The following is a 24,136-nucleotide window of genomic DNA, read 5'->3' on the forward strand; positions in this document are numbered from 1 at the left end:
TCCGGGTTCGCCCTTTGGGCGCCCCGGAATGACGATGCACGAGCATCGTCACATCAGCAAATCGATCAAATGCGGGATCAGCGGAATGTCCGCGGGCGGCATCGGGTAGTCACGCAGCTTGTTGGCGCGAACCCAGGCGAGGTTCTGGCCCTCGCGCGCCGTCACAATCCCTTCCCAGCGCCGGCAGATATAGAGCGGCATGAGCAGGTGGAAGCTATCATAGCCATAGCTCGCGAAGGTCAGCGGCGCGAGGCACGGCTCGGCGACGGTGATGCCGAGCTCCTCGTGCAGCTCACGGATCAGGCTCTGCTCCGGCCGCTCGCCGGGTTCACATTTGCCGCCGGGAAACTCCCAGAGGCCGGCCAGCGCCTTGCCCTCGGGGCGCTGCGCGATCAGGACGCGCTTGTCGGCGTCGACCAGCGCGCAGGCCACCACCAGTGTCAGTTTGAGGTCGGCCATGTTCGGAATGTCGCTCGCTGGGGTCGTTCGCAAGGATTCGTTAATCGTGCTGAAGGGGCTACGATTCCAGCGGCCCCATAAGTCATATTTAATCAAGGGTTCCTAGAGTGGGAACATATTTAATCCATTCCGGGCTTCATCCATGCGCGCCGTGCTTTGCTCCATTATTCGCCGGTTCGCAACCGACCGGCGCGGCAATATTGCGGTGATTTTCGCACTCGCCTGCGTCCCCGTGATCACGGTGATCGGTTGCGCGGTCGATTACTCCCGCGCAACGCAGATGCGGTCGAAGCTGCAGGCCGCGGCCGACGCGGCCAGTGTCGGTGCGATCGCCAAGGCTTCACCGGCCTTTGCGGCTGCGGGCACGATGACCTCGGACGGTGCGATCCCGGCCGGTGTCGCCGACGCAAGGAACATCTTCAATGCCAACGTCGCCAACCTGACCGGCTATACGCTCGACAGCGTCACGCCGGCCGTGGTCAAGAACGGCTCGACGGTCACCTCGACCGTCGCGTTCACCGGCAGCATCAAGTCCATGTTCCTCGGCGTGATCGGCAAGACCGCGCTGGCGGCCAGCGGCACGTCGACGGCAACGGCGAGCATGCCGCTCTATGTCGACTTCTACCTGCTGCTGGACAATTCACCGTCGATGGGCGTGGCGGCGACGCCCGCTGACGTCAGCAAGATGGTCAGCAACACGTCCGACAAATGCGCTTTCGCCTGCCACGACTACAACGACCCCAACAATTACTACAATCTCGCCAAGTCCATCGGTGTGACCACGCGGATCGACGTGCTGCGCAGTGCCACCCAGTCCCTGATGGACACGGCCGCCGCGAGCCAGACCTATTCGAACCAGTTCCGCATGGCGATCTACGATTTCGGCGCGGCGTCCTCGAGCATCGGCCTGCGCGCGCCGTTCGCGCTGTCGTCCAGCCTGTCGAGCGCCAAGTCGGCCGCGGCAAACATCGACCTGATGGGCGTCTACGGCAACAATGACGCCTACACCAAGGACATGGATACGCCCTTCAGCTCGGTCTTTCCGGCGCTCAACAATCTGATCAGCGCGCCCGGGGCGGGGACGTCGTCCGCGCCGCTGAAGTACGTGTTCTTCGTCTCCGACGGGGTGGCGGACGAGAACAATTCGGGATGCCTGAAGCCGATCAAGAACGTGAGCGGCATGTCGCGCTGCCAGTCGCCGATCAACAGCGCGCTCTGTGACACGCTGAAGAACCGCAAGATCAAGGTCGCGGTGCTCTACACCACCTACCTGCAACTGCCGACCAACTCCTGGTACATGAGCTGGATCGACCCGTTCAACAAGCCGCCGTTCGGCCCGTCGCCCAACAGCGAGATCGCCCAGAAGATGCAGAGCTGCGCCTCGCCGGGGCTGTATTTCGAGGTGAGCCCGACGCAGGGCATCTCGGATGCGATGAACGCATTATTCCGGAAGGCGGTCGCGGACGCGCGGATTTCGGGGTGAGGCCAGGGACGTGTTCCGGGGCGATGCGCCAGCATCGAACCCGGAATCTCGCGCCGCATGAACATCCGGATTCCGGGTTCTCGCGTCGCGAGCCCGGAATGACAACGTGGGGCCTAAGACCTGTAATCGCCGTTGATCGCGACATATTCCTTGGTGAGGTCGCAGGTCATGACGCGGTCGCGGCCCTTTCCGAGGCCGAGCGAGACCAGAATTGCGATCTCCGGCGCCTTCATCGCTTCCGACACCTGGGCTTCGTCATAGGACGGATCGCGTGCGCCGCTCTTGGCGACGCGGATGCCGTTGAAGGAGATCGAGAGCTTGTCGCGATCGGCCGGCTCGCCGGCCTTGCCGACCGCCATCACCACGCGGCCCCAATTGGCGTCCTCGCCGGCGATCGCGGTCTTCACCAGCGGCGAGTTCGCGATCGACATCGCGATCTTGCGTGCCGAGGCCTTGGTCTTGGCGCCCTCGACCGTGATCTCGACCAGCTTGCGCGCGCCCTCGCCGTCGCGCGCCACCTGCTCGGCGAGGTTGGCGAGCACCTGGTTGAACGCCTTGACGAAAGCCTTCAGGCGCGGATCGCTGGCGCGGCTGATCTTCGGTGCGCCGTGCTCGGCGGCAGTTCCGGTGGCGAAGGCCAGCAGCGTGTCCGAGGTCGAGGTGTCGCCATCGATCGTCACGGCGTTGAAGGTGTCCTCGACGCCGGCCTTGAGCAACGCCTGCAGCGCGGCGGGCGCGATCGGCGCGTCGGTGAAGATGAAGGACAGCATCGTCGCCATGTCGGGGGCGATCATGCCGGCGCCCTTGGCCATGCCGTTGATGGTGACCTTGGCCTTGCCGAGCTTGACGGTCGCGGTCGCGACCTTCGGGAAGGTGTCGGTGGTCATGATCGCCTTGGCGGCAGTGAGGTAGTCGCCGGGCTCGGCGGCCTCGGCGAGGCGGCCCAGCACGCCGTCGAACTTGGTCGCGTCCAGCGGCTCGCCGATCACACCGGTCGAGGCCAGGAAGATCTCGCTCTCGCTGCATCCGACCGCCTTGGCTGCGATCTTGGCGGTCAGCGCAGTCGAGGCGCGGCCGGTCTTGCCGGTAAAGGCATTGGCGTTGCCGGAATTGACGACGAGGGCGCGTGCCTTGCCGCCCTTCAGCTTGGCGCGGCACCATTCCACGGGGGCGGAGGGGCACTTCGATTTGGTGAAGACGCCGGCCACCGCGGTTCCCTTGTCCATCACCGCCAGCAGCACGTCGGTGCGGTTCTTGTAGCGGATGCCGGCTTCGGCCGTCGCAAGGCGGATACCCGCAATCACGGGCATGTCGGGAACGGTTTTCGGAGCGAGCGGGGAGACGGTTGAGGACATCGCGGGGGCGCCTTGGTGGGTCTGGACATGCAGATGGCCGGGGAATCCCCGGCCATTGCGACGTTAGATACTATTGGCGTCCGTGAAGTGACAGAGAATTCTTGCTTCTTCGCGGTCTTACTTCTTGGCAGGCGGAGCCATCTTGCTGTCGGACGGCTTGGCTGCGTCCGCCGGCTTGGCGTCGGCCGCCGGCTGATCCAGACGCTCGACCTTGGCCTCCGCGCGCAGCTTGGCCACGTACTCGGCCTGGGCCTTGCGGGTAACGTAGCTCTCGATCTGGGTCTTGACCTGCTCGAAGTCCGGCGCCTTGCGGTTGCGCTTTTCCTCGACCTTGATGATGTGCCAGCCGAACTGCGACTTCACGGGGTCGGAGATCTTGCCGGGCTCCATGGCGAAGGCGACCGTCGAGAATTCCGGCACCATCTGTTCCTTGGTGAAGAAGCCGAGGTCGCCGCCGTCGGCCGAGCCCGGATCCTTGGACTTCTTCTTGGCCAGCTCGGCGAAATCGGCACCCTTGTCGAGCTCGGCCTTCACGGCCTTGGCCTCGTCCTCGGTCTCGACCAGGATGTGGCGCGCCCGCACCTCCTGCTCCCCGGTGATCTGCTTGGAGGCCTCCTCATAGACCTTCTTCATGGCGTCTGGGGTGGTGGCGGCCTTGCCCTCGCCCGCGAGCAGGCTGTCCATCAGAAGCCGGTTGCGGGCGAATGCCAGGCGCTTCTTGAACTCCTCGCTGTCGGCGACCTTCTTGTCTTCGGCAGCCTTGCTGACGATTTTCATGTCGATCAGGAACGACAGGACGTTCTCGTCCTTGGTCGCCGGGTCCATCTGGGCGAGGCTCGCCCCGAGCTCCTCCTCGGCCATGGCGACGTCGCTCTTCTTGATTTCCGCGCCATTGACCTTCGCCAGCACCGGATCGTCGGCGGCCCGGAGCGGGCCCGCGAACGCCAGGGACAGCGCCAGGGCGAGGCTGCCAGCCAGGGCGGACGCGCGGCGGAAACGCTGGCCGGTGGTTGCCGGGAACGAGGTGGTCATGGAAAATCCTTATGTTGAAGCAGGGGGCTGCTCGAGCGGGGCGGACACTCGCCCAATTCAGGGGGCCTTGGCAACGCGAAAAGTCTGTCAAAATGATGAATTAGCCGCAATGCGCCCGCCGTTGACAAGGCCCTGACCGGGCCATATCTCTGCCCGGTCGCGACCATGGCGATGGCGTTTATTTTGCTGCGTTTTTGGCCGTTGAACCCAGGCTTGCCCAATTCCCACCCATATGGCGGACGCCCCCGCAGTCCGGGCCAGCGGCGCCGTCAGGCGTCACGGTGAGTTGATGGGCAGGCGGGTGACAACTTCTTAGGCCCACGCGGTTGAATCGCGAACACAGGAACCAGGCATGATCGGCGCGCTCGCCCGCAAGTTTTTCGGCTCCGCCAACGACCGGCGGGTGAAGGGATATCAGTCCCGCGTCAACGCGATCAACGCGCTGGAGGCCGAGGTCTCCAAGCTCTCCGACGAGGCGCTCAAGGCCCGCACCGCCGAGTTCAAGAAGCAGCTCGCCGAGGGCAAGACGCTGGACGACCTGCTCGTCCCCGCCTTCGCAACCGTGCGCGAGGCCGCCAAGCGCACGCTCGGCCAGCGCCATTTCGACGTCCAGCTGATCGGCGGCATGGTGCTGCATGAGGGCGACATCGCCGAGATGAAGACCGGCGAAGGCAAGACGCTGGTCGCAACCCTGGCGGTCTATCTCAACGCGCTCGCCGGCAAGGGCGTCCACGTCGTCACCGTCAACGACTACCTCGCCCGTCGCGACTCCGGCTGGATGGGCCAGATCTACAGCTTCCTCGGCATGACCACCGGCGTGATCGTGCACGGTCTCGACGACGCCGAGCGCAAGGCCGCCTATGCCTGCGACATCACCTACGGCACCAACAACGAATACGGCTTCGACTATCTGCGCGACAACATGAAGTACCGGCTCGAGGACATGGTCCAGCGGCCGCACTTCTTCGCCATCGTCGACGAGGTCGACTCCATCCTGATCGACGAGGCACGCACGCCGCTGATCATCTCCGGTCCGCTCGACGACCGCTCCGACTTCTACAACACCATCGACGGCTTCCTGCCCAAGCTCGACAAGACCGACTACGACGTCGACGAGAAGCAGCGCACGGTGACGCTGACCGAAGCCGGCATGGAGAAGATCGAGACCCTGCTGCGCGACGCCGGCCAGCTCAAGGGCGAGTCGCTCTACGACGTCGAGAACGTCTCCGTCGTGCACCACATCAACCAGGCGCTGCGCGCCCACACGCTGTTCACGCGCGACAAGGACTACATCGTCCGCGATGACGAGGTCATCATCATCGACGAGTTCACCGGGCGCATGATGCAGGGGCGCCGCTATTCCGAAGGTCTGCACCAGGCGCTGGAAGCCAAGGAGCACGTGCAGGTCCAGCCGGAGAACCAGACTCTGGCCTCGATCACCTTCCAGAACTATTTCCGGATGTATGAAAAGCTGGCCGGCATGACCGGCACGGCGCTGACCGAAGCCGACGAGCTCTTCGACATCTACAAGCTCGAAGTCGTGGAAATCCCGACCAACGTGCCGATCGGCCGCCTCGACGAGGACGACGAGGTTTATCGCACCCAGCAGGAAAAGTACCGCGCGATTCTCGCCGAAATCGAGCGTGCCAATTCGCGGCTGCAGCCGGTGCTGGTCGGCACCGCCTCGATCGAAAAGTCGGAAGTGCTCGCCGAATTCCTCAAGAAGAACGGCTACAAGCAGATCGATTTCGGCAAGGACAACGCGCTCGACAAGCTTTACGCTGCCGCCCGCGCCGGCAAACCGGCAAAGCTGTTCGCGGTGCTGAATGCGCGCTTCCACGAGCAGGAAGCCTATATCGTCGCGGAAGCCGGCGTGCCCGGCGCGATCACGATCGCGACCAACATGGCCGGCCGCGGTACCGACATCAAGCTCGGCGGCTCGCTCGAGATGCGCATCCCGAAGGAGACCGCGGGCATCGAGGACGAGGCCGAGAAGGCCAGGAAGATCGAGCAGATCAAGGCCGACGTGGAACGCTTCCGCGAGATCGTGCTGAAGGCCGAAGAGACCGTCGAGATCGAGCCGGCGAAGGGCAGCAAGCCCGCCAAGACCGTGACGAAGCCCGGCGGCCTCTACATCATGGGCTCCGAGCGCCATGAATCCCGCCGTATCGACAACCAGCTGCGCGGCCGTTCCGGCCGTCAGGGCGACCCCGGCCGCTCCAAGTTCTTCCTGTCGCTGGAAGACGATCTGATGCGCATCTTCGGCTCGGATCGCCTCGACAGCATGCTGCAGCGTCTCGGCCTGCAAGAGGGCGAGGCCATCATCCATCCCTGGATCAACAAGGCCCTGGAGAAGGCGCAGCAGAAGGTCGAGGCGCGCAACTTCGACATCCGCAAGAACCTGCTCAAGTTCGACAACGTCCAGAACGACCAGCGCAAGGTGATCTTCGACCAGCGCGTCGAGCTGATGAAGGACGAGAGCGTCGCCGAGACCGTCACCGACATGCGTCACGCCTTCATCGACGACCTCGTCGCCAAGCACGTGCCCGAGCATGCCTATGCCGAGCAGTGGGACGTTGCGGGCCTGAAGGATGAACTGAAGCGCGTGCTCGATCTCGACCTGCCGGTCGACGAATGGGCCAAGGAAGAGGGCATCGCCGACGAGGAGCTGCTGAATCGCATCGAGACCAGGGCCGACGAGCACATGGCGGCCAAGGTCGCGCAATGGGGTCCCGACGTGATGCGTTACGTCGAGAAGACTATTTTGCTCCAGACGCTCGACCACCTCTGGCGCGAGCATCTGATCATGCTCGACCATCTGCGCCAGGTCATCGGCCTGCGCGGTTACGGCCAGCGCGATCCGCTCCAGGAATACAAGACCGAAGCCTTCAATCTCTTCCAGGAGATGAGCGCGCATCTGCGCGAGGCCGTCACGGCGCAGCTGATGCGCGTCGAGATTGTCCCGCCGGAGCAGGAAGCTCCCGTCCTGCCGCCGATGGAGGCGCACAAATTTGACCCGAACACCGGCGAGGACGAAATGGCGCTCGCCAGCGTCACGCTGGGTGCGCAAGCCACGGATGCCTCGCTACGTGATCCGAAGAACCCTGCCAGTTGGGGCAAGATCGGCCGCAACGAGGACTGCCCCTGCGGCTCGGGCAAGAAGTACAAGCACTGCCACGGGCGGTATGCCTAGTTAGCCACGCAGGCGTGAGGCGCGACATCGACGCTTCATTCTCCACGGTCGTCGCCCGGCTTGCCGCCTTCGCTGAAGCTTCGGCGCGCCGAGCACCCCTCTGGGCCTCGGCGTAGCCTTGGCGAAGCCGGGACCGGGCGACCCAGCACGCCGCGGCCTCTCGGTTCAATCACATCAGTCTCTGGAATACTGGATCGCCCGATTAAATCGAGCGATGACAGCTGAGTGTGGGGCGCGCAGGATTCTCCACATCGTCGTTCCTGCGAACGCAGGGACCCATACCGCGGGATCTATCGAAGGCCCGCGGTCGTCATACCGTGCGAAGCAGGGCAACCAACAATCTTTGAAACAGCTGCGCCCTGTGGTTATGGGTCCCGGCTTTCGCCGGGACGACGCGGTTTGCTGGGTTGGGGACGCGGCTACTTTCGCGACGTGCCCACTCAATTCGAGCTGTCGATCAGACTCTCCAGCAGCCGCTTCAATTCGCTGGTCGACTTATCGCCGTAGCTCTCCAGGATGTGCTCCTCCTGGTCCACCGCGAGCGAGTTGAGCTTCCTGCTCAACACCTTGCCGCGGTCGGAGATGAACATCAGGACCTTGCGGCGGTCGCCCGGATCCTGCACGCGGTAGACCAGCGTGTCCGAGACCATGCGGTCGATCATCTTGGTCAGGGTCGGATGGTTGAGCAGCACGGCGTCCGCAAGCTCGCCCATCGAATGGCCGTTGCCATCCGACAGCACCTTCAGGATGCGCCATTGCTCGACCGGCACGCCTTCCTTGCTCAACCGCAGTTCGAGCTGCCGGTTGATTTCCCGGTTGGCTTGCGCGAGCAGGTAGGCGAGGTGTTCGGTGATCGGGGTGTTTTCTTTCGACGGTTTTGCCACGGCTAAGACTTCGTCTTGACCCAAATGAGTGAATGTCTTGCAATCGATGCTGCATCTATATGCACTTCAATTGTTGAATATTCAATATTTTCAAAATAGGATCATTGCCCAACAAAGGGGCGGAAGCCGCGGCCGCCCGAAGAATGTGCTTTCAGGTCTGGGGTCAGACAGGAGTTGGCGTGCGCGCGACGGTGAACTTCCCGGCTCACGGCGGTCCGGCGCTACCGCCGTCTTTGCTGTTCAGGAATTTGTCCTCCGCAACGGCGGATGGTGCGCTGTCGCCGCGCGATCACGCCTCCTTCAGGCAGCGGGGCGCCAACAAGCTGCGTGTCGGCGGCTTCATCTGCTGCACCGGTTCGCCCGGAGTGTGGGGACCCTGCGCGACCAACAGCGCGAAGCTCGCCGTCGCCGAGATCAACAAGCGTGGTGGCATCCTCGGCCGCGAGATCGAGCTTTCGATCTACGATGCCGGCGGGCCTCTCGATGACGTCCTGAACCGTGCCGAGCAGGCGATTGCGTTCGACGAGGTCGATCTGATCGTCGGGCTGCACACCAGTGCGGTCCGCGTCGGCTTGCGCGACGTCACCACGCGTCATCGTATCCCCTATATCTATACGCCGGTCTACGAAGGCGGCGAGCGTACGCCTGGCGTGATGGCGATCGGCGAGACGCCGCGCTGGCAGAGCCGGCCAGCGATCCACTGGCTCGCCGACGTCAAGAAAGCCAGGCGCTGGTACCTGATCGGCAGCGACTACGTCTGGCCCTGGCAATCGCACCGCGCGGTGAAGAACTACATCAAGGAGACCGGCGGCCACGTCGTCGGCGAGGAATTCGTTCCCCTCGGCGAGGACGATCACGAGCCGCATCTGGCGCGCATCCGCGCGGCCAAGCCTGACGTCGTGCTGATCTCGCTGATCGGAACCGACAGCAGCTCCTTCAATCGCGCCTTCGGCGAGTGCGGTCTGGGCGCCACCACGCTGCGGCTTGCCGGCGCCATGGATGATACCGTGCTGCTCGGCATCGGCGCCGACAACAGCGAGAACATGTATTGTGCCTCGGGCTATTTCACCGGCACCGGCGCGCACGCCAACGACGATTTCCAGAGCCGCTATCGCGCGATGTTCGGACCGAACGCGCCCCCGATCGGTTCGGTCGGACAATCCAGCTACGAAGGCCTGCGCTTCCTCGAGGCCGTCGCGAACAAGGCCGGTTCGTTGGCGCTGGGGCCGATGCTCGCCGCCGGCTGCAACATTGTCTACAGCGGCCCCCGCGGCGTCGTCACCGTCCGCAACGGGCACGCGCGGATGCCGATGCATCTCGCCGCGGCCGATGGTCTCGACTTCAAGCTGATCAAGCCGCTCTGAGCGCGGCGCGGCCATTCGCTCGCACTTCATCGCAAAATAATACTTGAAAAGGAAAATATTTCCGTTTTGAATGTTCGGCGAGGCCGGGGTGCGTGCGTCGCACCGGGGCGGCCGCGTCCAAGGACCGTTCCGAGGGATCGTTCAAGGGATCGTTTCAAGAAACTTCAGGAGAGCGCCGTGACTGTTGTCCTTCCCACGCCAGCCCAACTTCTCGCCGTCGCCGATCAGTGCGGCCTTTCGCTGACCGACGATGACGTCGCCTCGTTCCGCGGCCTGATGCAGGGCTCGATCGAAGCCTACAATCTCGTCGGCGCGATGCCGGATGAAGTGCCGGAGGTCAAATATCCGCGCACGCCCGGCTATCGGCCCTCGCCGGAGGAGAATCCGCGCAACGCGTGGTATCGCAAGTCGACCGTGAAGGGGGCCGCCAGCGGCAAGCTCAAGGGCAAGACCGTCGCCCTGAAGGACAACATCATGCTCGCCGGCGTTCCCATGATGAACGGCTCGGCGACGCTGGAAGGCTACGTCCCCGATTTCGACGCCACCATCGTCACGCGCATGCTCGATGCCGGCGCCGAGATCGCCGGCAAGGTGCATTGCGAATCCTTCTGCATGTCCGGCGGCAGCCACACCGGCGCGGTCGGCGCGGTGCATAATCCGCACAAGATGGGCTATTCGGCCGGCGGCTCGTCCTCGGGCAGCGGCGTCGTCGTCGCGCTCGGCGAGGTCGACATGGCGATCGGCGGCGACCAGGGCGGCTCGATCCGCATGCCGTCCTCGTTCTGCGGCACCTACGGCATGAAGCCGACCTGGGGCCTCGTGCCCTATACCGGGATCATGCCGATCGAGATCTTCGTTGATCACACCGGCCCGATGACGGCCACCGTTGCCGACAACGCGCTGCTGCTCGAAGTGCTCGCCGGCGACGACGGCTACGATCCGCGCATCAAGGCGCCCAAGGTCGAGGAGTACACCAAGGCGCTCGGCCAGGGCGTCAAGGGCATGAAGATCGGCATTCTCAAGGAAGGCTTCGAGCAGGCGAACGCGGAGGCCGTCGTGAACGAAAGCGTGCGCGAGGCCGCCAAGCGCTTCAAGGATCTGGGAGCGACGGTCGAGACTGTCTCGATCCCGATGCACCTCGCGGGCCCGGCGATCTGGACCCCGATCGGCACCGAGGGCATGACCCAGACCATGATGTATGGCGACGGTTATGGCCTCTCCCGCGCCGATCTCTACTCCACCACGCTGATGGATTTCCATCGCGGCTGGCGCCGTCAGGCGGACTCGCTGTCCGAGACCACAAAGCTGTTCCTGCTGCTCGGCACCTACATCAACAACAATTTCGGTCCGCGCTATTACGGCAAGGCGCTCAACATCTCGCGACGCCTGACCGCGGCCTACGACAAGGCCTTCAAAGATTACGACCTGCTGCTGCTGCCGACCACGCCGATGAAGGCGACCAAGCTGCCGGAGCCCAATGCCAGCCGCGAGGATTACGTCGCCCGCGCCTTGGAGATGATCTCCAACACCGCGCCGTTCGACATCACTCATCATCCCGCGATGTCGCTGCCCTGCGGCATGGTCGACGGCCTGCCGGTCGGTCTGATGCTGGTCGGCCGCATGTTCGAGGAATCCACCATCTACCGCGCCGCGCATGCCTTCGAGCAGATCGGCGACTGGAAGAAGATGTGAGCGGAGCACCGATGCAGGCGAACGGAACCCAAAAGCATGGCTAACGCGTTCGTCGCGGCGTTCGAGATCTTGAGCTTCGGCGCGATCATCGTCCTGATCGTGCTGGGGCTCGGGATCATCGCGAGCATGATGGGCATCTTCAACTTCGCGCAGGGCGAATTCGTCCTGCTCGGGGCCTACATCACCTATCTCGCCTACGCCAAGGGCATGCCGATCTGGGCCGGCATGGTCGCGGCGCCCTTCGTGGTCGGCGCGCTCGGCTTCGTGCTGGAGGCGCTGATCATCCGCAGATTCTACGCCGCGCCGATCGTCGCCATGCTGGGCACTTACGCGCTTGGCCTCATCATCCGCGAATCCGTGCGCGGCCTGATCGGCGGCTTCTATCTCACCGTCCCCGAGCCGATCGGCGGCTCCATCGACATCGGCGCCATGCACATCTCGGCCTGGCGCTTCACCATCATCGTGATCACGCTGCTGGTGATGGCAGGCTGCTATTTGCTGCTGTCGCGCACCAGCTTCGGCCTGCGCATGCGCGCCACGCTGGAGAATCCATCGCTGGCGCGAGCCTCGGGCATCTCAACGCCGCTGATGTACGGCGCCACCTTCGCCTTCGGCTCCGCGCTCGCCGGTCTTGCCGGCGCGCTGATCGTGCCGGTGTTCAGCCTCTACGCCGATCTCGGCCTGCGCTTCCTGATCCAGGGCTTTGTCGCCGTCATGGTCGGTGGCGTCGGCTCCTTCATCGGGCCGGTCGCAGGCGCCGGCGTCATCGGCACGCTCAGCGCCGCGCTGCCATGGATCATGGCGCCCGTCGTCGCCGACGTGCTCGTCTTCGTCCTTGCCATTGTCTTCATCAAATTCCGCCCGCAGGGCCTCATCGCTGGAAAAGGGGTTTAGTCACATGATCGATCGCACGCAGCTCTCTCGCCGTCGCTTCCTCTCCAATTTCGCCTTTGCTTCCGGTGCGGTCGCAACCGGTGTCGGAAGCTGGGTGATCCCGGCGCCCTGGGCCAATGCGGCCGAGGCCCCGATCAAGGTCGGCATCGCGACCGACCTCACCGGCCCGATCGCCTATGCCGGCAACGCCGACGCCAACGTCGCCAAGATGGTGATCAAGGAGATCAACGCCGCCGGTGGTCTGCTCGGCCGTCCGCTCGAGCTCTATATCGAGGACACCGCGTCGAACGAATCGGTTGCGGTGGGCAACGTGCGAAAACTGATCCAGCGCGACAAGGTCGACATGGTGCTCGGCGGCATCACCTCCTCGATGCGCAACGCGATCAAGGATCCGATCGTATCGCGCGGCAAGACGCTCTACATCTATCCGCAGCTCTACGAAGGCAAGGAGTGCACGCCCTATCTGTTCTGCACCGGGCCGACGCCGGCGCAGCAATGCGACGAGTTCATTCCCTGGCTGATCAAGAATGGCGGCAAGAAGTTCGCGCTGCCGAGCGCCAATTACGTCTGGCCGCACACGCTCAACGTCTACGCCCGCAAGGTGATCGAGGCGAATGGCGGCGAGGTCGTGTTCGAGGAATACTACCCGCTCGACCAGGTCGACTTCTCCGCGACCGTCAACCGCATCATCTCCAACAAGGTCGACGTCGTCTTCAACACCGTCATTCCGCCTGGCGTCGGACCGTTCTTCAAGCAGCTCTATGAAGCCGGCTTCCTCAAGAACGGCGGGCGGCTCGCCTGCGTCTACTATGACGAGAACACGCTCAACATCAATCAGGCCGCGGAAATCGAGGGCCTTGCGAGCTGCCTCGATTATTTCAAGGTGCTGACCAAGGAGAACCCGTTCGACGCCAAGATCCAGGCCGCCTACGAGAAGGATTTTCCGGGCAACTTCCTGTTCGCCGCCGGCAGCGCCGCCACCGGCACCTATCGCGGCCTGAAGCTGTGGGAAGCCGCGGTGAAGGAAGCGGGCAAGGTCGATCGCGATTCGGTTGCCGCCGCGCTCGATCACGCCAAAATCGCCGAAGGTCCGGGCGGGCCGGCCGAGATGGTGCCGGGCAAGCGGCACTGCAAGATGAAGATGTACACTGCGGTTGCCAAGGGCGGAAACTACGAGATCGTCGGGCGCAGCAACGGGCTCGTCGATCCCAAGGAATGCTGAGAAGGAATGCTGAGGTGGAATGTCGAAGTCGATGGGCGCAGTGAAACAGGCGATCCCCGCCGAGATCGGCGGGGAGACCGACGTCGCAATGACTGAGCAGGGACCTGTGAGGCAAGCCGCTTCGCGGCGAAAGGTCCTGCCGATCGTGGAGGGCGTCGTGCTCGTCGCGGCGCTGCTCGCGCCGCTGGTGCTGCAGGACTATCTCACGGTTTTCGCAACGCGCGTGATTATCCTGGCGCTGTTCGCGCTGTCGTTCGATCTGGTCTGGGGCTATGCCGGTATCATGAGCTTCGGCCAGGCCCTGTTCTTCGGCTCGGCCGGCTACGGCGTCGCGCTGCTCGCGCGCGACCTCGACGTCACCAACATCTTCCTGGTGCTGCCGGCGGGCACCATCATCGGCCTCACCTTCGCGCTCCTGCTCGGCGGCTTCCTGCTGCTGGGTCGGCATCCCTCCAGCGTGATCTTCGTCTCGCTCGGCACGCTCACCGGCTCCTATGCCGCCGATCGGCTCGCACGCGGCTGGTACTATCTCGGCGGCCAGAACGGCATCCCCTCGATCGCGCCGATGTCGCTTGGGTCGTACGAGTTCACGGAAGGCCCGTCCTTCTACTATCTCGTGCTCGGCATTCTCGTCGTGGTCTACCTGCTCTGCCGCTTCCTGGTGCGCTCGCAGTTCGGTCTGGCGCTGGCGGGCTTGCGCGAAAACGAGCAGCGCATCGCCTTCTTCGGCTACAAGGCCCAGCATCTCAAAGCCATCATCTTTACCATCGGCGGCGCCGTCGCGGGCCTTGCCGGCAGCCTCTATGCCTTCCACGAAGGTTTCGTCTGGCCCAACATGGTCGGCGTCGTTGTCTCGACGCAGGTGGTGCTCTACGTGCTGTTCGGCGGCTCCGGCACGCTGATCGGCGCGGTCATTGGTGCCGTCATCGTCGAGGGCGTCAGCTTCTGGCTGTCGGACAATTACCGCGACATCTGGCCGATCATTCTGGGCCTGTTGCTGCTGCTGGTGATCCTGTTCCGGCCGCTCGGCCTGATCAGTTTTGTGCTGGGCGAGCGCGAGCGCGTCGGCAGTTTCGGTGCCAAGCCCGAAGCGAGCGACAAGGAGAAGCGCAATGCTCCTTGAAGCCGCCGGCATCAAGAAGGTCTTCGGCAAGCTCACCGCGCTCGACGGCGCCGCGCTCAGCGTCGGCGAGAACGAGTTTCACGGGCTGATCGGCCCGAACGGCTCTGGCAAGAGCACGCTGATGAAGTGCATCGCGGGTGCCGAAGTACCGACGCAAGGGAAAGTCTCCTTCGTCAACACCGACATCACCGCCTTCACGCCCACCGAGCGCGCCCGCGCCGGCATGAGCCTCAAGTTCCAGATCACCTCCGTGCTGCCGTCGCTGACGCTGTACGACAACATCCTGCTCGCGCTGCAGGCGCAGTCCTCGCTGTTCGATCTCGTGTTCTCGCGCACGCGGGGCGCGCTTCACGACCAGGTCATGGCCATGCTGAGGCAATTCCGCCTCGCCGATCGCGCCTTTGACGCGGCGGCCGCGCTGTCGCATGGCCAGCAGCAATGGTTGGAGATCGCAATGGCGCTCGCGGGCAAGCCGAAGCTGCTGCTGCTGGACGAGCCGACCGGCGGCATGAGCCTGGAGGAGCGGCGCGTCACCGGCGAGTTGCTCCAGCCGATCAAGCAGCATTGCTCCCTCGTCATCGTCGAGCACGACCTCGATTTCATCCGCGACATCTGCGATCGCCTCACCGTGCTCGACCAGGGCAAGGTGCTGGCCTCGGGCACGGTGTCCGAGATCCAGGCCAACAAGTCAGTCCAGGAGATTTATCTGCGCCGTGCCTGAATTTTTGGACATCAAGCATCTCGATGCGGGCTATGGCCGAAGCCAGGTCCTGTTCGACGTCAACCTCGGCATCCCCTGGCGCGGCGGCGTCGCCGTGCTCGGGCGCAACGGCGCCGGCAAGACCACGCTGATGAAGACCATCGTCGGCGAGCTGCCGGCGTGGAAAGGCGAAGTCGCCTTCGACGGCCGCGACATCAGCCGCCGCGCCACCCAGGAGCGCGTCCGCGCCGGCATCGGCTACGTGCCGCAGGAGCATTCGGTGTTCGCGCGCCTGTCGGTGCGCGACAATCTCGCCGTCGGCTCGCTCGCGAGCAGGAAGGCCGACGCCGTCGACCATGTGCTGACCATCTTCCCAAAGCTCGGCCAGCGCCTCGACCAGCCCGCCGGCACGCTCTCCGGTGGCGAGCGCAAGATGCTCGCGATCGGCCGCGCCATGCTGGGCGACCCAAAGCTCTTGCTGCTGGACGAGCCGACCGAAGGCGTCTGGATCGGCGTCATCGAGGAGATCACCGAACGCCTGATCGAGCTCGCCAAGTCTATCGCCGTCATCATCGTCGAGCAGCACCTCGACCTCGCGCTCCGCGTTGCCAACTACGCTTATGTGCTGGACCGTGGACGGGTCGCGCTGCAGGGGCAGGCGGGGGAAGTGAGGGACAATCCGGAACTGGTGCGGTATCTGACGCCGTAGAAGGTGCTGATGAAGCTTGATGCTCTCGCGTCATCCTCACTGTCATGCCCCGGCTTGACCGGGGCATCCAGTAGGCCGCAGCGTCTCGATCGATAACGCCGGCCCGGTTCTCGGCGCCCGTCGTCTCGCAGGTCGCTGGTCGGCGCAGCCGCATCGGGCCGCACACGCTACCGCGAAAACTTGACGCCAACCTGCGGGCGGCGGGACCGCATGGTTCTTCCGTACGCAACTCTGCTTAGCCCTTGGGCTTCGCAGGGCAGGCCGCGCCGTCGTACCCGCGCCCGCTGATCGCTCACGGGGACGACCGGACGCGCCCTCGATGAGGGCCTCGCTATACGGGAAGCCGCGACCGATAGGGCGCGGTCAGAAGCAGCATGAAAAGCGCTCGTTCGGCCTGATACTTGGCGGCATATCGGTTTAATTCCCGCCCTCGCATCACGACCGCGCCTTCGCTAGTGGAGACGCTCCAGGCCCATCTTTTTCGCTTGCGCTGCACCAAGGTCACTTCGAATGTTGGATACTCCGGTCTGACCATTGTCGCCGCTTCTCGCCATGCATCCAGTCGGACAAACTTCAACCCGGAGGTCCGACCCGTGTCTTCACCCGTTTGGGTGAAAGGGAGTTTGCGCATGCCGGGTCAGTCCGGTCCGAACGGCGGTCAGGGCGACGAGTGACCTGTCTGCGTTAGAGTCTATCCGCCGCGCAATGCCTTGCCGGCGAGCAGGCTGACGAGCTCCTGCTGACGGGAAAGGCCGGTCTTTGAAAGCACGGCTTTGAGTTGCGTGCGCACCGTCTCTCGCGTCACGCCGATTTTTGCTGCGAGTGCATCGATCGATCCGGCCTCTGCAACGCCACGTGCGACCTGGGCCTCCGCGGGTGTCAGGTCGAATAGCCCTTGCAGGACTTCCGCACTCGGCACCGCGCCGCGATCGACGGGTGTTACGATGAGCATGAACGTGGCTTGGGTGAAGATATCGCGTGCCGATCCGCGCACCGGGACGATATGCAGGACCATCGGTATGCGATTCATCGCCGCCGCGATGGCGAGGGACCTGACGGCCGGGCGGTTGCCGATGAGCGGGGTCCCCAGCGCCGCCAAGAACAACCCGTCCGCAGTGACATCGGTCAGGGTCAACCGCTCTGCGCGATCTTGGAACAGCGACGGCATCAGCGCCTCGAACAGGCCGTTCGCCGCGAGTAACTTGCCTCGTTCGCGCAATATCGCCCCGGGTAGCCCGATGGCCTGCAATGCGTCGGCTTGCGCGCGCGCGCGCTCGAAGCCAAGGCGGTTCGCAGTCAGGGACGCCCGAGCCAGATGAGGCCTCAGGCCATCAAGAAACGAGACGACCTCGCGCGGCACCGGCCCATCGTCCTGGTGTCGCGGCATGACGATCGCAATCGAATCGCCGCTCGGTATTGAAATGATGGTCCCGGCTCTGTAGCCGATTCCGTGCCTGCGGTAGAAATTGCAGTACACGTCATTGGTCGCGATCTCCTGCTCCGACAGAAGGTCTCCGTCACTGAGGAAGCCGGCGTAGTTGAGCGCGGCGGCACGCGGCAGCAACGGATCGCGCTCACTCCATCCCTCTTCCAAGAAAAGAGACATGGTCTGGTCGTGATTGACGGAATTGATCCCGCTGACATAGCCGTCGCGTACCGCGAAAAGCAGTCCGCCATTGCCGCCGACAGCGCTACCGATTTCATTGAGGATATCGGGCCACAATGACGGTATGAGCCCGGCCTCGTAGATCCGGTCAATCAGATGATCGAGATGCCCAAATCCACTCATGCGCAGCGCGAAGAGTTCATGGCAGAACTATAGCCGGGTGACCGGGTGACGCAATCCGCACATCGCGAGGCGCCCCGGATCCTTGTCGGGAACCAATCGGTCTGGCGGATTACGCAGGCCTATGACGGCGGCGAGCCCATCCAGGGGATTGGCAATCCGCACGCCGTGCGTGGCCTACTCCCGAAGGCGTGGCATCGCCCCTACCTCACCGCCCCAAAGCGGCTGTCGAACGAGTTCGACTGCACTACCGGCGCGGCGCCCATGATCTGCGTGGCTTCACCCGCACCATCGCTCACCGACGGCTTCAGCGCCGGCCGCGTGGCGGCGAGGCGGGTGTCGGTCTGCTTCGCCGGCTCGGCGGGCTTGGCGGCCACGGCCGGCTTCGGCGCGTCCTTTGCGGCATCCTTGGACTTGTCATTCCCCGGCACGAAGCGGCTCACGGCGGCCTTTAGCCGCGACGCAGCGGTGGGCGGCGTCGGGGCGGTCTGGGCCGGCGCCACGGAGGCGGTGGCTTGCGGCGGCGGGGTGGCGGCCGTGGTGTCGGATGAGCCCATGCCCATCTTGCGGCCGAGGTTGGAGAAGAAGCCGCCGGATTTTTCGCCGGATTTCTCCTGGGACTTTTCGGCAGGCTGAGCCGCGGCGACGCGGGTGCTGGTCGCGGGCACGGCGACCACCGGCTCTTCCTGCGGGGCCGGCGCGGACGCCACGCTGTCGAGGTTCGGCTTGGGCGGATTGACGTGGCTGGGGATCGTGCCCGGCGCCTTCGCCATTGCCAGCATCTGCAGCGTGGTGCCTTCGGCGCCTTCCGACAGGCCGGTCGAGCCTTCCGGAATCTTCGCGGCGAAGACCTTGTTCATGCCGCCGTCGATGCCGGTGTTCATGCGCGCCACCGGCGTGCCCTTGGCAACGAGCCTGGCGTACTCGGCCTCGTCCCTGGCTTGCTTGCCCCGCACGGCGGCGACGATGTCGTCGGGGATCACATAGGCCGGGCACTTCGCCGCGGCGTCGAACACCGGATCGCGCTTCGCATCCGCCGGTTTGGCCGCGTCGAAGACGTACTTCTTCTCGCAGAAATCGACCTTCGGCTCCTGCCGCGTCACCTCGAAATGATCATAGCCTTCCTTGATCATCTTCCAGAACGGCATGTTCGGATTGTTCCGGTGCTTGGCCATGTTCACCGGCGTCATCTTGAACGGATAGGCCTGGAGCTGGAACGCCTTCTGTCCCCCGAAGAAGGATTCGCGCCCGAGCGAATAGATCTCCGCGATCTGCTCGTCCGTCATCGCGTAGCAGCCGCGCGAGGAGCAGTCGCCATGCACCATCAGCTGCGAGCCGGTACGGCCCAAAGCCTTGTCGAACGCGTTCGGGTAACCCGTGTTGAAGGAGAGGTAATAGGCCGATTGCGGATTCATCTGGCCCGGGTTGATCGAGTAGAATCCCTCCGGCGCCTGGCGGTCGCCTTCGCGCACCTTGGGGCCGAGATCGCCCGACCAGCGGCAGATCGGATAGGTCTTGAGCAGCGCGAACTGACCGTTGCGGGTCTGCTTCCAGACCTCGAGCTCGGCCTCCTGCTTGAACAGGCGCACCAGGATCGGCGACTGCAGATCCATGTCCTTCTCGACCATCGCGGCGAGCAGCTTCGGCGGCACCGGCTGGTTGGCCTTGGCGTTGGTCGCGAGCGAGACCTGGTCGGTGTTGCAGCCGGACAGCAGAACGCCAGCCGTCATCAGCGCAACCGAAGCCAAAAGCGCGCGAGCAAGCGAACGAGAAATCAAGATGGACCCCACACCGTGCCGGGCTACGAAGCGCGAACCCCAATTTGTTTGGCGCATGATCCGACCGGACAACCGGACCCGTCGTGACGGGCTTTTTCAGCTCACGCCCCAGCGCTTGTGCCCTGAAGCCATTGATTAAAATTCTAACCTCTGGGTCATGTGGTCGCAACCCGAGCGGGGATCACGAGCCCGTTGGCCCATCGGCATGGTCAACGAAGACTGAATGAACGCGACTTGAGACGGAACTTGGGCCTTTCGGCCCCATCAGGACAGAGATCGCCGATTTGGGCAAAAAAAGGGTTAATGCAGGGTTACCGGGGTGATCCGGGGAGGGCTTGTAGGGTGGGCAAAGGCGCATCGCGCCGTGCCCACGACCTGCGTGTGATCGGTGAGAATTCGTGGGTACGTCGCGCAAGAGCGCGCCTTTGCCCACCCTACGAGACCGGAAACCGCCCGAATCAGGTCAGTTTCCGGCCGATATCGAGGAATTTCTGCCGGCGCTGCTTGCGGATGGCATCGCCATCCAGGCCGCGCATCTCGTCGAAGGCCTTGGCGATGGCATCGCCGGTGGTGGCGATCATGGCGGCGGGGTCGCGGTGGGCGCCGCCGACCGGCTCCTTCAGGATGGCGTCGATCACGCCGAAGCGGAGCATGTCCTGGGCGGTGATCTTCATGTTGTTGGCGGCTTCCTGCGCCTTGGTGCCGTCGCGCCAGAGGATGGAGGAGGCGGCTTCCGGCGAGATCACGCTGTAGATCGCGTGCTCCAGCATCAACACCTTGTTGGCGGTGGTGATGGCGATGGCGCCGCCCGACATGCCCTCGCCGGTGATGATGGCGACGTTCGGCACGGTCAGTGCGAGGCACGCGTCGGTCGAGCGGGCGATGGCTTCGGCCTGGCCCCGCTCCTCGGCGCCGATGCCGGGATAGGCGCCGGCGGAATCGGCCAGCGACAGCACCGGCAGGCCGAACCGCTCGGCCATCTCCATCAGCCGCACGCATTTGCGATAGCCTTCGGGCCGCGCCATACCGAAATTGTGCCGGATGCGGCTCTCGGTGGAATCGCCTTTTTCCTGGCCCATCACGCAGATCGGCTCACCGCGGAAGCGGCCGAAGCCGGCGACCAGCGCCTCGTCCTCGCCGAACTTGCGGTCGCCGGCGAGCGGGGTGAATTCGGTGATCAGGCCCTTGATGAAGTCGTTGAAATGCGGCCGCTGCGGATGCCGCGCCACCAGCGTCTTCTGCCACGGGGTCAGGTTCGTATAGAGGTCGGCCAGCGCCTGCGCCGCCTTGTCCTCGATGCGCGAGACCTCCTCGGCGATGTCGGTGCCGGAAGCCGCCATGACCCTGAGTTCATCGAGCTTGGAATCGAGCTCGGCGACGGGCTTTTCGAAGTCGAGATAGCTGCGCATCTGGTCTTGCATCAACTCAATATAGGGAGGACGGGGCTAGCGAGCGAAGCGGATTTCAATTGGCGGAGAGAAGTGTAGCTTCTTCAAGGGGTTGGCTTGTGTGCTGCGAGCGGGCCCGCCAAATCAATCGAAAGGCCCCGGCTCTTTCTGCGGAGATGTGGCCGAAGTCAAGGCGGTTTCCTTCCCCGCTGTCGTCCCTGCGAACGCAGGGGCCCATAACCACAGGGAGAAGTTTGGCGAAGACTGGCGGTGAAGTGGTCTTCCCGAGGTGCTGACACCGCCCGTCACAGACAGATCACGCGGTATGGGTCCCTGCGTTCGCAGGGACGACAATCGCTTACTTCTCCGCCAGTGGATGCAGGTCGCGCACCAGGCTCTTCAGCCGCTCCTCGACCACGTGGGTGTAGATCTGGGTCGTGGAGATATCGGTGTGGCCGAGCAGGGTCTGCACGATGCGCAAATCGGCACCATTGTGCAGGAGGTGACTGGCAAAGGCATGGCGCAGCACGTGCGGCGAGACCAGCCGGGCCTGCAGGCCCGAGGCGACCGCGAGCTCCTTGAGGTCGCGGGCAAAATGCTGCCGCGTCAGATGCCCACTCTCGCCGAACGAGGGGAATAGCCATTTCGAGGCGGCGAGGCTGTCCTTCTTCTTCTCGGTTTTCGCCGCTTCCGTCGCCGCGAGGTAATCCGCCATCGCCTGCCGCGAGGCCTCGTTGAGCGGCACCAGGCGCTCCTTGTTGCCCTTGCCGCGCACCACGATCATGCGGGCGTCGCGCTTGGCCGCCGAGCGCGGCAGCGCCACCAGCTCGGAGACGCGCAGGCCCGTGGCGTAGAGCACCTCGAGCAGGCAATAGAGCCGCAAGCTCCGCAGCCGCCTTGCGGGCGAGGCATCCTCCGCCTCGCTCAATTCCTTGGCGCGACGGAGCATGCGGTCGACATCGGCGATCGACAGCACCTTCGGCAGGCCGCGGCCGCGCTTGGGTCCGGACAGGATCGCGGCGGGATCCTCGCTGCGGATGCGTTCGTTGAGGAGAAAGCGATAGAGGTGCCGCATCGCCGACAGCCGGCGCGCGACGCTGGTGGATTTGAAGCCGCGCGTGTCGAGATCGGCGAGATAGTCGCGCAGTGTTTGCGTCTCCGCGTCCACGAAAGTGTGGCCGACGCGGCCCAGAAATTCCGAGAAATCGGTGAGGTCGCGGCGATAGGCGTCGAGCGTGTTGGGCCCGGCGCCCTGTTCCGCCGCGAGCATGTCGAGAAACAGGCCGGTGAGCTTGCTATCGGAGGGCTTGATGCGCATGCCCTTCAGGCTAGCTCCTATTTCTTGAGAAACTCACCAGCAATATCGAGCGGTCGGCGCGCTTCTGAACGTCTCATCGAAGGTCTAGGACATGTGGCTGATCGCCGTGGCCTGCGACCAGACCACCATCCATTGCCCATCGCGACATTCGTAAGTGTCGGTGTGCCAATAGTCCGCAGGGGCAACCCGGTGACCACCAAACACGATCTCGAGCCTGGCGCGATAGCGAATCACGGCATGATCGTTGTGCTGACGAACGGCGATCGCTCCGGGTTCCCACATGAGATATTTGATCTGCCCGCTCTGGATCGCGCCCAGATATTCGGCCTTGGACAGCGGCATGCCGACCGGCGTGACCAGCTGGAACTCCGGTGCGTGAAGCGGTCCCGCCGCGTCCATGTCGCCGGCGACAAGGGCGCGAAGCCGAGCCCGCTCGGTGGTGCGGATGTGCTCGGCTTGCGGTGAGTCCGTCTCGGTCGCGTGTCCAGTCATTGATCGGTTCTCCGGTTCTGCAAGAGTGAACAAAGGTCAGCCGGCCTGCGGCACGGCGATCAGGCGATAATCGATCAGGCTCTGTGCGCTGGCGCGGATGCAGTCCTCGTCAGGACGCGGGCTCCAATTCAGCACGCGACGCGCCTTGGCGGCACTGACGCTGAGGTCGCGGTCGAGTTCGTGGACGATCATGCGCGAACGACCGCTGAACGGCACCATGGCCCGCACCATCCAGTTCGGCACGTCGCCGCAAGGCAGATGAGCTGCGTAGGCTGGGAAAGATCTCGCCAGCACGGCGGCCAATTCCCGCAGCCAGAAGAAACCTCCACCAACGATAAAGCGCTCTCCGGAGGCCTCCGGACAGGTCATCGCACGGATGTGCGCGTCAGCCACGTCGCGCACGTCGACGACCGCAAAGCCGAAGCGCGGCACACGCTTCAACTTGCCGCTCATCATCTGCCGGATCAGTCCGACGGACGTGCCGCATTGCGGGCCGAGCAGCGGTCCGAAGATCATGCCGGGGTTGATGACGGCCAGATCGAGTCCGCTCTTGCTGGCAAAGCTCCAGGCGGCCTGCTCGGCCAGCGTCTTCGACCTGTAGTACGGCGTCGCCCGCGGGCTGGTCGGATCAGTCCAGTTGCTTTCGGTGAAAGGGGCCTGGCCATCGCCGTGATTGGTGGCGGCGATCGAGGATGTCAGGACGACGCGTGCCACACCGGCGTCATGGGCCGCGCGCAGCACCCGCAACGCGCCGTCTTTGGCGGTCCTTATCAATTCATTCGCATCGTTCGGCAGCCCTGCCGGAAACGGCGAGGCGGCATGAATCACATAGCGACAGTCCTTCAGCGCGTCGTCCCATCCGCCGTCGGAGCGGAGATCGGCGCGCGCGAAATCGAGAGCATCGGCCGCGGCGAGCGCTGGCGCGCCAAGCCGGCTCCGGATGCGGTCGGAGGCGGCCAGGTCGCGGACGGTGCCGCGCACGCGATGGCCGCTCTCCAGCAACTGCCTGGCGATATGTCCGCCGAGAAATCCGCCGATACCCGTCACGAGAACCGTGGCGGCCGGGGCGCCAACTTGGGAATGCATGTAACTTCAAACCTTTAGGACAGGGGGCACTACCGATTAGACAAATGGACTTATTCCGTCTAACGTGTATTTGACGTATTGGACGATGACTGTCAATTTGTCTCAATGAATGACAGCGATCGCAAAGCCGGAGCTATTCTCGACGCCGCACTGCCGGTGTTCGTCCGCCATGGCTTTC

19 protein-coding genes are annotated in these 24,136 nt (G+C 64.3%); 9 read left to right on the forward strand and 10 right to left on the reverse strand.

Annotated elements, in window-relative coordinates:
• Positions 1 to 48 precede the first annotated feature (48 nt).
• Positions 49 to 459, reverse strand: coding sequence for a (deoxy)nucleoside triphosphate pyrophosphohydrolase (locus RX330_RS02960; RefSeq protein WP_212079524.1), 411 nt, complete (start codon positions 457 to 459; stop codon positions 49 to 51).
• A gap of 142 nt (positions 460 to 601) precedes the next feature.
• Here RX330_RS02960 and RX330_RS02965 point away from each other — a divergent pair, with 142 nt between their 5' ends.
• Positions 602 to 1,942, forward strand: coding sequence for a TadE/TadG family type IV pilus assembly protein (locus tag RX330_RS02965; RefSeq protein WP_317242025.1), 1,341 nt, complete (start codon positions 602 to 604; stop codon positions 1,940 to 1,942).
• A gap of 113 nt (positions 1,943 to 2,055) precedes the next feature.
• Here the strand turns inward: RX330_RS02965 and argJ are convergent, their stop codons facing one another.
• Positions 2,056 to 3,297, reverse strand: coding sequence for a bifunctional glutamate N-acetyltransferase/amino-acid acetyltransferase ArgJ (argJ, locus tag RX330_RS02970; RefSeq protein WP_212079526.1), 1,242 nt, complete (start codon positions 3,295 to 3,297; stop codon positions 2,056 to 2,058).
• A 117-nt stretch (positions 3,298 to 3,414) separates the two neighbouring features.
• Positions 3,415 to 4,329, reverse strand: coding sequence for a peptidylprolyl isomerase (locus tag RX330_RS02975; protein ID WP_212079527.1), 915 nt, complete (start codon positions 4,327 to 4,329; stop codon positions 3,415 to 3,417).
• 352 nt (positions 4,330 to 4,681) lie between these two features.
• On the opposite strand from RX330_RS02975, the gene secA reads away from it, so the two are divergent.
• Positions 4,682 to 7,522, forward strand: a complete 2,841-nt coding sequence (gene secA, locus RX330_RS02980; RefSeq protein ID WP_317242026.1) for a preprotein translocase subunit SecA — start codon at positions 4,682 to 4,684, stop codon at positions 7,520 to 7,522.
• Positions 7,523 to 7,962: 440 nt separating this feature from the next.
• Here secA and RX330_RS02985 read toward each other — a convergent pair whose 3' ends face one another.
• Positions 7,963 to 8,406: a MarR family winged helix-turn-helix transcriptional regulator gene (locus tag RX330_RS02985; protein WP_212079529.1), complete on the reverse strand. Its 444-nt coding sequence runs from the start codon at positions 8,404 to 8,406 to the stop codon at positions 7,963 to 7,965.
• 179 nt (positions 8,407 to 8,585) lie between these two features.
• Between RX330_RS02985 and RX330_RS02990 the strand changes: the two genes are divergently transcribed.
• From RX330_RS02990 to RX330_RS03020, 7 genes are all read left to right on the forward strand, one after another.
• Entirely contained in the window at positions 8,586 to 9,770 is a 1,185-nt protein-coding gene (locus tag RX330_RS02990; protein ID WP_317242027.1) for a substrate-binding domain-containing protein, read from the forward strand.
• A gap of 177 nt (positions 9,771 to 9,947) precedes the next feature.
• Positions 9,948 to 11,462, forward strand: coding sequence for an amidase (locus RX330_RS02995; RefSeq protein WP_317242028.1), 1,515 nt, complete (start codon positions 9,948 to 9,950; stop codon positions 11,460 to 11,462).
• 36 nt (positions 11,463 to 11,498) lie between these two features.
• Positions 11,499 to 12,356 carry a branched-chain amino acid ABC transporter permease gene (locus RX330_RS03000; RefSeq protein ID WP_212079532.1) on the forward strand — a complete coding sequence of 286 codons (858 nt, stop codon included), beginning with the start codon at positions 11,499 to 11,501 and terminating at the stop codon, positions 12,354 to 12,356.
• A 4-nt stretch (positions 12,357 to 12,360) separates the two neighbouring features.
• Positions 12,361 to 13,578 carry a substrate-binding protein gene (locus tag RX330_RS03005; RefSeq protein WP_212079533.1) on the forward strand — a complete coding sequence of 406 codons (1,218 nt, stop codon included), beginning with the start codon at positions 12,361 to 12,363 and terminating at the stop codon, positions 13,576 to 13,578.
• A 19-nt stretch (positions 13,579 to 13,597) separates the two neighbouring features.
• The gene (locus RX330_RS03010) at positions 13,598 to 14,701 is read left to right on the forward strand and encodes a branched-chain amino acid ABC transporter permease (protein ID WP_212079534.1); all 1,104 of its coding nucleotides are present in this window, start codon (positions 13,598 to 13,600) and stop codon (positions 14,699 to 14,701) included.
• Complete coding sequence (locus tag RX330_RS03015; RefSeq protein ID WP_212079535.1) at positions 14,691 to 15,422, forward strand: ABC transporter ATP-binding protein; 732 nt, start codon at positions 14,691 to 14,693, stop codon at positions 15,420 to 15,422. Before RX330_RS03010 ends, RX330_RS03015 begins: the two co-directional genes overlap by 11 nt.
• Complete coding sequence (locus RX330_RS03020; protein ID WP_317242029.1) at positions 15,415 to 16,110, forward strand: ABC transporter ATP-binding protein; 696 nt, start codon at positions 15,415 to 15,417, stop codon at positions 16,108 to 16,110. Before RX330_RS03015 ends, RX330_RS03020 begins: the two co-directional genes overlap by 8 nt.
• Before the next feature lie 691 nt (positions 16,111 to 16,801).
• Here the strand turns inward: RX330_RS03020 and RX330_RS03025 are convergent.
• The 6 genes from RX330_RS03025 to RX330_RS03050 all read right to left on the reverse strand — a co-directional run bounded on the left by RX330_RS03025 (position 16,802) and on the right by RX330_RS03050 (position 23,958).
• Positions 16,802 to 17,899 carry a helix-turn-helix transcriptional regulator gene (locus tag RX330_RS03025; RefSeq protein ID WP_317242030.1) on the reverse strand — a complete coding sequence of 366 codons (1,098 nt, stop codon included), beginning with the start codon at positions 17,897 to 17,899 and terminating at the stop codon, positions 16,802 to 16,804.
• Positions 17,900 to 18,099: 200 nt separating this feature from the next.
• Positions 18,100 to 19,626: a L,D-transpeptidase family protein gene (locus RX330_RS03030; RefSeq protein ID WP_317242031.1), complete on the reverse strand. Its 1,527-nt coding sequence runs from the start codon at positions 19,624 to 19,626 to the stop codon at positions 18,100 to 18,102.
• Between the two features lie 506 nt (positions 19,627 to 20,132).
• The gene (locus tag RX330_RS03035) at positions 20,133 to 21,095 is read right to left on the reverse strand and encodes an acetyl-CoA carboxylase carboxyltransferase subunit alpha (protein WP_212079539.1); all 963 of its coding nucleotides are present in this window, start codon (positions 21,093 to 21,095) and stop codon (positions 20,133 to 20,135) included.
• 325 nt (positions 21,096 to 21,420) lie between these two features.
• Positions 21,421 to 22,380, reverse strand: coding sequence for a site-specific tyrosine recombinase XerD (gene xerD / locus RX330_RS03040; protein ID WP_212079540.1), 960 nt, complete (start codon positions 22,378 to 22,380; stop codon positions 21,421 to 21,423).
• An 84-nt stretch (positions 22,381 to 22,464) separates the two neighbouring features.
• On the reverse strand, positions 22,465 to 22,872 hold the full coding sequence (locus RX330_RS03045; protein ID WP_212079541.1) for a nuclear transport factor 2 family protein: 408 nt from the start codon (positions 22,870 to 22,872) through the stop codon (positions 22,465 to 22,467).
• Between the two features lie 36 nt (positions 22,873 to 22,908).
• Positions 22,909 to 23,958: an aldehyde reductase gene (locus RX330_RS03050; protein WP_317242032.1), complete on the reverse strand. Its 1,050-nt coding sequence runs from the start codon at positions 23,956 to 23,958 to the stop codon at positions 22,909 to 22,911.
• Between the last annotated feature and the right edge of the window lie 178 nt (positions 23,959 to 24,136).

The organism is Bradyrhizobium sp. NDS-1 (genome assembly GCF_032918005.1).
Classification (GTDB): Bacteria; Pseudomonadota; Alphaproteobacteria; order Rhizobiales; family Xanthobacteraceae; genus Bradyrhizobium; species Bradyrhizobium tunisiense.